Origin of the sequence: Chryseobacterium sp. C2(2020) (genome assembly GCF_014218915.1) — a bacterium.
In the GTDB taxonomy this organism is placed as follows: Bacteria; Bacteroidota; Bacteroidia; order Flavobacteriales; family Weeksellaceae; genus Chryseobacterium; species Chryseobacterium mucoviscidosis.
In genome coordinates, this window is the sequence record NZ_JACLCT010000019.1 from 70,987 (window position 1) to 81,829 (window position 10,843).

The following is a 10,843-nucleotide window of genomic DNA, read 5'->3' on the forward strand; positions in this document are numbered from 1 at the left end:
GAGCACAAAATAAATCAGCAAGCCCCCAAACCCCCGAAGGGGGCTTTTTAAAGCGTTAATTATGGGATGTTTCATTTTCATCTTATTTTTTTACATTGTTCCCCTTTGGGGACAGGGGCTAGAAATTTCTTTTGTATCGGTTCATAATATTTTCTACAATTCCCTTGTCGGTATTGATGTATCCTGCAAATGGATTGATGGAGTTCCAGAATCCCAAACGATTGGCTTTTTCCAGTCTTAACTTGATTGCCAGAAGCCAAAGCTTTAGGTTTTTGACATTCTCGGAAATGTTGTGCAATATCTTGTATCGGTCTCCCGCAGTGGCAAGGTTCAGCTCTCCCGAGGCGAGGATGTCGGAGACATCAGTCACTATTTTTATACTCTGTTCATAGGTTTTCTGTGAAGCCTTTACCCCGAAAATGGCATATTGTGGATGTGCCGATGCCAACTGAACTACCTGCGATGAATAATTGTAGCATTTGTTGAGTTCCGAATAAATCTCCTTCACCTGGATTCCGTTCTGCAAGGTTCCCGAAACTTCCTTCAGACCTTTCAGAATCTTATTCTGAATATCGTTGGCAACCACCATCTGGGTTCCCACCCACGCTTGGGCATCCTTCAGTTTGGAGGTTTCATCAATCACATCGTTCTGCTTGGCTTTCAAGTTTTCTGAATAGAGGATCATCGCCGCCGTTACCGTCGGGTCGATGTAGGTGTTTTGGGAGAAGCCCCATGTCCCCCAAAGGGGGAGAATCAACAGGAAAAGCCTCCTCCAAACCCTCCAAGAGAGGGAATTTATTGAAAGTCCCCTTTGGGGATTTTGGGGCTTATACTTTTTCATATTCCTCGTGTTTTTGGTTGATTAATTCTGAAAAATGGATATTTCGGTTTTCCAATTCCTGCGAGATGATTTTGAAGATATTTTGCCCTTTGTGCGTCTTCTTCATCATCCTGTAATAGGAAACCACCTTTTTGTCCAATGGCTTTTGATAAAGGTTGACGAGCGATACCAAGTTTTCAAGGCTGTCTCCGAAATTTTTCAAATCGCCTACAATTTTTTGCAAAGCCTCGTCGTAGTTTCCGTATTGTTGGACATAGTATTCGACTGCGGATTTTTCTGGTTTTTCCGTGGTGTAGGTTAAATACTGCTCCAAGGAAACCTCATTGCCGTGCACTTCTCCTTTGGAACCCCGCTTCAGATAAAATTCCTTGAAACGGCTTCTTCCAAATTTGTTGTTCAAATTATTGATGGTGAAAATCTTGTTTTGTTCCACCTTGTTCAATGAAAGCAGTGATGCAATCTTGTCGAAGTTGTCCTTGAACTTGGTCTGATCCAGCAATATGAAGGTGTCCGAGTTATTAATAATACTGTCTTTTACGACGGCATTTCCGATGATGTCGTCCAATTCCTGGGTAACAACCACTGCTTCTCCCCAAAATTTCCGAACCGTCTTGTAGAGATAGAGAATATATCCGCCCATCAGTTTGCTGGCAATCGCCTTCCATGCTTCCTCGATGATGAGCGCCTTTCTTCGGTCTTTTCGGAGACGCATTTTCTGGATGAAGGTATCCATGATAATGAGTGTCACGATCGGAAACAGTTTCGGGTTGTCTTTCACATTGTCGATTTCAAAGACGATGAATGGTTCGTCAAAGAGCGTGTTGTCTGCACTTTCGTTGAGTGTCGTTCCATATCTTCCGCCTTTGTAGAAATCCTTCAGCACGAACAAGAATGTCCTTAGATTAAATTCCTTTTCGGTGATGTGGTGTTTCTTATTGTTCAGGTAAAGGGGCAGAAATTTATCGCAGTAGTCATAGAATCCGTTGAAGGAAAGTTCTTTTGCCTCCAATTTTTCTTCGAGCTCCTTAATTTTCTTGATGATGGTTTTTCGGAAGGACTCGTTCCATTCTTCCGCCGTTTTCGGCTGCCTGATAATCTCGTTGGACTTGATGAGGATGAGTTGCGTCTCATTGTAGATTTTTCTCTTATCTTCATCGTTCAAGGTTTCATAAGCTTCGTAAACCTTGTAGAATTTTTCGCTGTCGTAATTCGGGTTGTTCATATTTTTGTCCGGATGATATTCGATGGCGAGTTTTCGGAAAGCCTCCTTAATCTCGTCAGAACCTGCATCGAAAGCGATTCCCAAAATATCGTAATAGTTGTACTGTCCGTTCGACTGGTTCTCAAAATCTGAAATAATGTCTTCCTCGTGGATGTTGTATTTGTTCAGATAGAGAATGAGTTCCTCCGAGGTCTTATGCTCATACCACCTGGTTCCCGAATTGAAATATTGGTGGTAATACGACATCAGCACATTGTCCAAAATAGATTTTTGTGCGGACGACATCGTGGCATCGGGACCTTGCCAAATCAGGAAAATCAAATTGGTCAAAAATTCTATTTTTTCGATGTTGAACTCTTTCTTGTTCATCAAAAAAGGATTCATGGTGATTGGTTTTTCTTCAGTGTATTGGATGTATCTCCCGCCTTTGTATTTGCAGGTTCCCGAATAGGAATCTCCCGTGTCCACAATGACCACGTCATAATTGTAGGTCAGGTATTGCTCAACGATATTGTTCATCAGGAAGGACTTTCCAGAACCTGACGGACCGAGGACAAACTTGTTTCGGTTGTTGATTCTTCCTGTCTTCATCGGCAAGTCCGCCGGATCAACTTTCAATGGAACGCCTTGTCGGTCGGTAAAACGCAGATAAAAATTGGATTCCTCGTTCACGGGGTAACTTTCTTTAAAAAAAAAACACAAGGCCGCTTCGCTTGTCGTCATAAATAAATCGTATTCCCGAAGTTCCGTGGCATTGCCTGGAATGGCGGAGCGAAATAGTTCGAGCTGGTTGTAGGCGTTCTTGGAGACGATAATTCCTTTCGTAAAAAGCTTGTTCTCGATCATCGACTGTATTCCTTCCATTTTTTCCAGTGTATGTGTTGAAAATATTAGGGAGAAATGGGCATTGACCACGAGTTGTCCGTCGATGGCGATATTGTGGAGAAGCGTTTGGATTTCTTCCGCAATAATGGCGTTGGATGGAGAGTTGTTTGCCGCCCCCTCGTGCTTCTTTTTCTTTTTGTCGAGTTCCCGCTGTTGTTGCGCCTGCAGAGGAATGGTGATGACCTGATTGTAGATGATGGTTTCGTAATCCTCCAATTCGTTGATGAAGGTGAAGTTGTCCACCGCCGTTTCCGAGGCTGCTCCGTTTCCTCCCAATATGGAAAAAGGATCTATTTCTGAAGGCAGGTCGATATTTTCGACATCCACATAGGAAATATTTTTGACGAAGCGGTTTCCGATTTGGAGATATTCGTTGGTACTTTTGATATTGTCAAAAACCGGGGTTTCCGTAAACTGCATCGACAATACACCCGAAATGTAGTATTCAAAATCTTTCTCATATAAAAATTGGGGTTCGCAACCGCTCTGCTTCAAGAGCATCAACACCTTTTGGCATTTGTCGCGAAGTTCCTTGTAACTTTTTTCGGAAAACTGGTAGTGCTTGTTTTTCTTCTTGAGTTTGTCGTCCACAATGTCCGTAAACAGGAGTACCGTTTCGATGGTTTTAAATAGTCTTCCGTCAAAATGCTCGGAGTATTTCTGCTGGAGGAACTGGTTGGAGGATTCGGCGGTATATCTCTTTTTGGAAAAGATGTCGAGTTTTTGAACGATTCTTCCTTCGCCAATAATGGATACGACTTGATTCAGCACGGTATGGAAGTTCAGGTAGTTGTCTGGGTCGGCGGAATACTGTTCCACAATGTTCTTAATTCTGATGCCGATAATCGGATTCCCGTACTGTCCGAAGAGGACATCAAAATCCCATCCAAAATCCTTTCCGTAATCGTAGCCGATGAAGGGAATGTCAAATGCCTGTTTCTTTGTCTTTACCATCTTTTAAAAATCTTTTGTTGTTGAGTTTTTTTGGAAAAATGAATATCTGGTCAAAATTTTTGGTCTTGTCGTAGAGTCCGTTTTTGTCCTGCTTCTTGAAAATGAGGTAGACACCTCCTGCGGTTACCAATAAACCTAATAATGAACCCAGCAATCCGAATTTGGATAAGATGAGTGCCGCAACCACACCTGCGCCGATGACGGCTACCGCATAAATGATGTATTTGCCTTTGAGTCCGAAGAATACAAGGGGTTTTTTGAGCCCCTTGTACAGGTAGTATCCCATCTTAAGCAAAGAATGCGGTTACAAATTCCGGAACCACGATAAGGAAGATCATCGCACCGCCGTAGCCGAGGATTTCTTTGTTGACATCCTGGTCGCCGTTCGTCCATTTGTTGTACACCCTCAATCCTCCGATAAATCCTACGAGTCCACCGACTGCCTTTAATATCAGCTTGATGGGGTCCCAATAGTCCTTAATGTCGGAAGCGGCATTGGAGATGGCGGTCGCTCCGCCCTGCGCAAGCATCGGGGTCATTGCCAGCATCACCAAGGCAAGGGTTAGAACTTTCTTTTTTGTCACGTTTTTTCTGATAAAATTTTTCATCATTTTTAAAATTTAGGTTAGTTATGTATGGTAAATTGGTTAAATCGTCGAGTGGTAAACCTTTTGTCCCTCAATATTGTCCACCAGTTTTACGTTGGTTTCAGAAAGGTTGACAAATTCTTTCCATTGGTCTTTCTTGCTCTGTGCATCATTTTTTTTCTTGGAAACTATTGGCTCAATAATTTCTGGCTTTTTGCTGATTTCCGTTTGCTGTGGCGGATTTTCATGGTGTTTGGTTTCGGGCTGTTTTGAGCTGGTCCCATCCAAATCCTCTTCCTCTTCAAATCGTTTCCTCAATTCTTCCAAACTGGGATTGTCTTCAAAATTGTTCTGTCTTTGAATCGGAATGGGTTCGCTTTTTAGGAATGATTTCGGGGTTTTGAGATTTTCCACATCCTCGATGCCGATCAAGGTGGGTTCCTCATTCTCCGCCTGTGCAAAGTCGCCGAGTGAGTATTCTTCTGCAACATCGGTCTGAACGGTTTTCTCTTTTTTTAGGAAAAGGTCGTAGACGATATTTCCGGCATAGTACAGAAAGTAGGCTCCTAAAAGGATGAGTGAGTATTTTAACATAATGTATTGATTTGAGGTTTGTGGTTTATGGATTATTTTTTTCTTGTCTCTTTTGTCTCTCGTTAAAGCGCAACTTTTTTGACCTCGCTGATCTGCTGTATAATTTCGTCGAACGGCTTCTTTACGGCGTATTTTTGCTCGTAGGTGAGTTTTCTCGTGTCGATGGTTTGGAGGCAGTTTCTCTTGAACACGGGATTTTCTAGTAGAGTTCCGTATTTTGCCAACTCGATATCCATTTCCTTTTGGTTGAGATATTTGTAGCCCTTGTCGTATTTGGAGCGGATGAAGATTCTTTCCGCCTCGCTTTCCAACAAACCCAGAAGATTTTTGAATACCAAGGTTGATTTTACGGACACATCGGAATACTCAAAGGGAATGATGATGAAGTCGCTGTACACCAAAACATCGCTGTATCTCTGGTCCAGTGTTCCCGCCAGATCGAACAGGAACAGGTCTTTGCTTTCTTTCAGGTCGACAACCTGTTCCAAGTCCTCGAAAGGCGGCTCATCGTCATCTTCGCCAATGACTTCCACCTCGTAGAGTTTGGGCAGTTCCGAGTCCGCATCCTCCCTCCATTTGTTGAAGAAGGATTTTTGGTAGTCGAAATCAAACACCTTGATCTTCCTTGTAGAAATTCTGGAGAGATAGTTGGCGAATGCGATGGCGAGGGTGGTTTTCCCTGTTCCGCCTTTTTGGGTGGCAAATGTGATGATCATTCTTATGTTCTTTTTTTATTTTTGCGTCTTTTTCTTAACTCTTCTTCGGCAGGGTCTCTCCCTGTTCCTCCCGACGGTTTGGTGAATTGGAAAATCAGGTCGTCTATGGTTCTATCCAGTTCCTTGGAAAGATTTTCATCTCTACTTTCCGGTGTCAATTCTTTGCTTGGATTGAGGAATTTTTGATAGGCATTCTCTCCAATTAAGTTTTCCAATGAACCCACATAATGCAGTTTGGAGTGGACGGCATAATATTTTCCATCTTCCGATTTTATGAGGTGGACATCCTTGTTATTCTGTGTTTCGACATAATCCTTTACCTCGTTTTTTATGGCGTTGAAAACCTCCCTGTTCTTTATTTTCTTAGACTCGAAAAGCATAAATTCTATTATAGCGTTTTCGGGATTCTGGCGTTTCAGATGCTCCATTAATATTTGTTTTGAAAAACTGTCCGCCAGATTATAGTCCTTTAGACTTTCAAAAAGTTTCTTGTCAATTTTCTCATCGGTCATCTCAAACAGGTCGTCCATCTTCATGATCTCACTTCCCTTGAACACCTTTCCCGATTTGTGGTCGATGATGCTGTATCCGAAGGGTTTCTGTCCGTCCTTGTGGTGGAAGACCACATCCAGTCCGTAGATGTCCCGCAATTTTTTCTGGAGCTCGCTCTCGAACTCTATCTTGGGTTTCCAATGGTCGCTGTGCCTTTCTTCCGGTAGCAGTGATTCCTGCGCCCTTCTGTCCTCTACCTTGAAGACTTTATTGGAACAGAGGTCTTTGTATTTGCTCAAAATGGCTTTCAGCTGTCTCATTCGTCCGTTGTCCGAATTGGGGGTAAAACTGATTTGGTTACCGTGGATGGTTTTAAGTTTTACCCCGTTCTTCAGAATGGAAAAGTCATTTTCATCATTTGTGTCTTTAGTTAGTTTGAACCCGCTTCTTTCAAGCAGGAGTTCCAGTTGGCTGAGTGAAGCAATTTGATAGTTTAGCAGTTTTTCTAATTTTTCCTCGGAACTTACTCCGTATCGTTTTTCTAGTGTATCTGCCAATGCTTTTTGGGCTTTCAAGCGTTCGTAACTGTCGTTGATTTTCTTTCCGGTCTGCTTGTCAACCCTTGTGGAGACGATATGGACGTGGTTGTTCTCGGTGTCGCTGTGGTAAACAACTATGAACGGCTGTTTTCCGTAGCCCATTTCCTGCATGAAGTCTTTGGCGATTTCGGTGATTTCTTCCTTGCCATGATTCTGATATTTTGCAGAAATGACGGCGTGGAACTGTGGTTTCTTTACCTTCTCATTTTTTGAAATGGATTTGAAGTAGTCCCGAACCTGCTCCGGACTGCTTTCCCCATTGATGAAGGAGGGAAAGTTTTTCATCAGCATCAGTTCTCCTGTTCCTTTCTCCATCTTTTTGTCGTTGTACTGAACGCCGTGAAAATCCGAGCCTGAAGCAGGAATAATCTTGACAATCATTTTGCGAGCATTTCATAGATCTTTTCGAAGATTTGGTTTTGCTGCTTCTTCAATTTGGCGATTTCTGAAAGCTTTGCGGTGAAGTTTTTCAGTTCTGATTCCGAAATAAACTTTTGTCCGTTTGCAATTTTCGCTACCTGGTTGATGTTGGTCTCTATCTTGATGAAGACGTTGTCTTGTTTTTCAATGAACGCCAGTATCTGTCTTCTTTCGTTGTCTAAAATTCTGTTCTCAACTGATGCCGTCAGTAAGTCGGTCAATGTGAGGTTTCTGTCTTTGCATATTTTTTTCCAGTCCTGTTTTTTGGTTTTGGATATTCTGAATTTTATGTAGTCTTCTTTTTCCATTAAGGACTTTGTTGAATCATCAATTAGGGCAGATAAGGCTTGATCCAGTTGGAATATCCTTGAACTTCTCCGTAGGTGTAGTAGGATGTGGACATTGCGTTTAGGGAGGTTTGCGGAATCTGGATGCTGTAATTCTCCAGCAGGGCTGGAAAATATTGCGTGGAATTTTCCGTATGCAGTAAGACAATCTGGTTGGGAATGTATCCGATGTCGCTGTAGATGCTCGCAATGCTGATGAAGGCGTTTCCCGTAATCGGTGCGGAATCAGAAGACCTGTACATCTGAAACCATACATTTACAATTCCCTGTACTTTTCTGAACAAAACCGCTCCCTTTAGTCCTCCGAAATTTTTGGTTCCGATGGTGTAATATTTTGAGGAGGTAAGATAGGCGTGGCTATTTCCCGAATAGTTTACAGGGGCGGACCAAGTTGAAGTTGCTGTCAGTGCGGCGGTGCTGTTGGGATCGAAGGTGAGTACAATTCTGTATTCGACAGGCTGTTTCTCCTTTGCGAAATTCTGCCATACGTTGCCGTCAAAATAATACATTCCTGATTCTGAAATATTGATGACCTGCCCCGAAAGATTGGAAGCCGGAGCGGTGGCAAATACAACCGCACCTTTTTTTGCCTGTGTGTAAAACTTGTTCGCCAACTGGTCGCCCGTTATCCTTGGAGGAATAATCCCGTCATGATGTGAGGTGTCGTTTGGTTTTCCTACTACATCAAAAGTAGTTTCGGGTGTCTGTGTGTTTATTCCGACCTGCGCATTGAGGTTGATGGCAAAAAGTGTCAGGAGAACATAGAGGGTTGCTTTCATTTTTTTGATTAAAATTTCTGTTGCAAAATTGGGACATCAAATCCGTGAAAACAATAGTGTTCATGGGGCGTGGGCTAAATAAGAACAATTTAGACGAGTTTAGATTCTCCGAAGATTAAAAAAGAATAATTTAGACGAGTTTAGATGCTTGAACCAGATTTGGTGATTAAAAAAAACAAGTTCCGCCGTTTTTTCCCCTTTTGCAAAAAGGCAAGACCGTCTTTGTCCCAAAACTTGAAAAGTTTGTGGGTACAAAGACACATCTTGCAACAAAAGTTTACTGATTTTTTTAGAGGTCTGAAAAGGTTCCTCGAATGCTTATATTAGGGTTGTTTTGCGGTTTTTTATGATAAAGTTGCTTTGGAAGGAAAAAAACATGGAAAACGGGGAGAATTGAGGTGTAACTTTTCTACCCACGTTTGCGAGTAGGATGTGGCTGATTTACGCAGGTTGCATGATAACCTGTAGCTAAATTACCCAACTTATTGAAAAAGATAAGTTTATTTGGTGCAGGTTTTGAAGGAAGGTGTGTCTTTTTATCATTGAAATTTTTGTCAGAATGCTTATCATTTAGGAAAATGTAGGGTGGGTCTATTTTACCCAGGTTGATTTTGAACTTGTGTCTATTTTTCGCAGGTGGTTACTTTGGGAGTGCATATTTAACAAAAGAATCGGAAGGACTGAAAATTCTGTAGATGATTATTTCAGAGTTATTTTTTAGATTTTAGTTTAGATAATCTTGGAATTAAAAATAATGAAAAAGATTCTCTTGGAAATGGGCTTTTTTACGCGGCTTTGTGATTGGGATGTGCCCAATTTACGCAGGTTGAAAAATTGCCTGTGGTTAAATCAGGCAGGTTTTTGAAAAAGATGACTTTATTTGTTGAGAATTTGCACTAATAATGCACGGAAATCCCTCGTTTCTGTAAGAAATCTTAGCATTAACAATTATTTTTTTAAAAAAAACATCAAGCTTGATACCCCAACAATTTCCTAATTTGATAGAAAAACCTTTCAATTAGCCTTAAATCCTCGGTGACAATCTCGGCACTTCCTTTGAGCTCTCTGTCAAATGGCAACTTTTTCCCAAAAGAAGTCCGCAATCCTTTTGGAAGCAAAACGTCAACATAATAGTTCCCTTTATCATCTGGAGTAAGAGAAATGTTTTGGACCTTGCCTTCAACGATTCCATATTCTTGGTATCGGTAATTATCAAGCTTTACTAAAACCTTTTGATTTGGTTTAACTTTACCGGAATTCACTGATGGAATCAACATCCGACCAACAACTAATTCCTTATCATTGGGTAGAACAGACATCACAATATCACCGGGTTTTACAAATTGGTTCTCGCCCCAAAATTGTTGGAAACTAACTACTCCTTCAGTAGAAGAAATAATGAGATAATTTTGTTCCCATTGTCTCAGTGATTTTCTTAGCTGTTCAAATAATTGGAGCGTTTGGGAGCTGTATGTAATCTTATCTTTCTCAGTATTTATTGATGCACCGCTTTTGGTTTTATTTAGATTTGAAACCGCTTCCTGCATCTGTGACAATGTTATATTGATATTTTTCAAATTTTGTTCTGCCTGTAGAAATTTTGTTTTTTCATTTTCTAGTTCCATCGCGGCAATTACACCTTGATTGAACAATTCTTGGGAGCGCAAGTATTTTTTTTGGTAAGGTCAAATTTTGTAACTTCTAAGTTCCGCTGCTGTTGTAATGTAGCAATCCTTGCCCTGTATTCCCCAAGACTTTGGTTTGCTGCAATATTTTCAGGAGCATAGGGCTTAAGACGAGTAAAAAGTTTTTCATCCTGCAATGCTTTTGCAAAACTATTGTATTCTCCCTGTATTTCGCCAAGTTTGAAGGTTGATGCCTGTTGAGTAGGGAAGTAGAGAACTTGTGATGATGACATTGAATCAACTATATCTTTTAGAGCTAGAATATCCTTGTAATCAGCAGCTGACTGAAGCACCATCATGACTTGATTTTTATTTACAGACTGATGATCTTTCACTAAAATTTTTTCAATTTTAGAATTTGTTCTTGCTTCAAGTTTTTCAGGTGGATTTTTGGAAGTTACGACTATGGGGGCAGGTATAAACTCAGGATATTTAATTACATAACTCATCAAGAGAACCATCAGGAGAATGACGAAAATTACCGTGTTTCCCCATCGAATCATCCAATGTGGCGGCTGCGTGAGAATATCCTGCACGTTTTCTGAACGTAGTTCAAGATTGTCTAATATGTCTTTTTCCTTTTCCAATTTATTATTAAATTTACTGATTATCCGTTTATGCACCTGTTATATTCGCAATTACTAGTCTGTCAAAGAGTTTGTCTCCAAAATACCGTCTGTTTAATTTGTAAATAAACTCGTTGAGATACAACTGTAAGTATT

At 41.1% G+C, this 10,843-nt stretch carries 11 protein-coding genes and 1 pseudogene; all 12 read right to left on the minus strand.

Annotated elements, in window-relative coordinates; genetic code table 11:
* Positions 1–118 precede the first annotated feature (118 nt).
* Positions 119–841 carry a hypothetical protein gene (locus H6W52_RS12370; protein ID WP_024567403.1) on the minus strand — a complete coding sequence of 241 codons (723 nt, stop codon included), beginning with the start codon at positions 839–841 and terminating at the stop codon, positions 119–121.
* Positions 828–3,902 carry a TraG family conjugative transposon ATPase gene (locus H6W52_RS12375; protein ID WP_024567404.1) on the minus strand — a complete coding sequence of 1,025 codons (3,075 nt, stop codon included), beginning with the start codon at positions 3,900–3,902 and terminating at the stop codon, positions 828–830. Before H6W52_RS12375 ends, H6W52_RS12370 begins: the two co-directional genes overlap by 14 nt.
* Positions 3,874–4,188 carry a hypothetical protein gene (locus H6W52_RS12380; RefSeq protein WP_024567405.1) on the minus strand — a complete coding sequence of 105 codons (315 nt, stop codon included), beginning with the start codon at positions 4,186–4,188 and terminating at the stop codon, positions 3,874–3,876. Before H6W52_RS12380 ends, H6W52_RS12375 begins: the two co-directional genes overlap by 29 nt.
* 1 nt (position 4,189) lies before the next feature.
* Positions 4,190–4,513 carry a DUF4134 domain-containing protein gene (locus tag H6W52_RS12385; RefSeq protein WP_024567406.1) on the minus strand — a complete coding sequence of 108 codons (324 nt, stop codon included), beginning with the start codon at positions 4,511–4,513 and terminating at the stop codon, positions 4,190–4,192.
* Between the two features lie 36 nt (positions 4,514–4,549).
* Complete coding sequence (locus H6W52_RS12390) at positions 4,550–5,083, minus strand: hypothetical protein (RefSeq protein WP_024567407.1); 534 nt, start codon at positions 5,081–5,083, stop codon at positions 4,550–4,552.
* Positions 5,084–5,145: 62 nt separating this feature from the next.
* Positions 5,146–5,799 (minus strand): ParA family protein, encoded by a 654-nt coding sequence (locus H6W52_RS12395; RefSeq protein WP_024567408.1) that lies wholly within the window; start codon positions 5,797–5,799, stop codon positions 5,146–5,148.
* A 2-nt stretch (positions 5,800–5,801) separates the two neighbouring features.
* The gene (locus H6W52_RS12400) at positions 5,802–7,271 is read right to left on the minus strand and encodes a relaxase/mobilization nuclease domain-containing protein (protein WP_024565586.1); all 1,470 of its coding nucleotides are present in this window, start codon (positions 7,269–7,271) and stop codon (positions 5,802–5,804) included.
* The gene (locus H6W52_RS12405; RefSeq protein WP_024565585.1) at positions 7,268–7,618 is read right to left on the minus strand and encodes a hypothetical protein; all 351 of its coding nucleotides are present in this window, start codon (positions 7,616–7,618) and stop codon (positions 7,268–7,270) included. Before H6W52_RS12405 ends, H6W52_RS12400 begins: the two co-directional genes overlap by 4 nt.
* 23 nt (positions 7,619–7,641) lie before the next feature.
* Positions 7,642–8,436: a hypothetical protein gene (locus tag H6W52_RS12410; protein ID WP_024565584.1), complete on the minus strand. Its 795-nt coding sequence runs from the start codon at positions 8,434–8,436 to the stop codon at positions 7,642–7,644.
* Between the two features lie 968 nt (positions 8,437–9,404).
* Positions 9,405–10,061, minus strand: a complete 657-nt coding sequence (locus tag H6W52_RS21235; RefSeq protein WP_214649542.1) for an HlyD family efflux transporter periplasmic adaptor subunit — start codon at positions 10,059–10,061, stop codon at positions 9,405–9,407.
* An 8-nt stretch (positions 10,062–10,069) separates the two neighbouring features.
* A complete protein-coding gene (locus H6W52_RS21240; RefSeq protein WP_214649541.1) occupies positions 10,070–10,708 on the minus strand; it encodes a hypothetical protein in 639 nt (212 codons plus the stop codon).
* 28 nt (positions 10,709–10,736) lie between these two features.
* Positions 10,737–10,843 (minus strand): annotated as a pseudogene (locus H6W52_RS12420) (IS1595 family transposase); the annotation flags it as partial.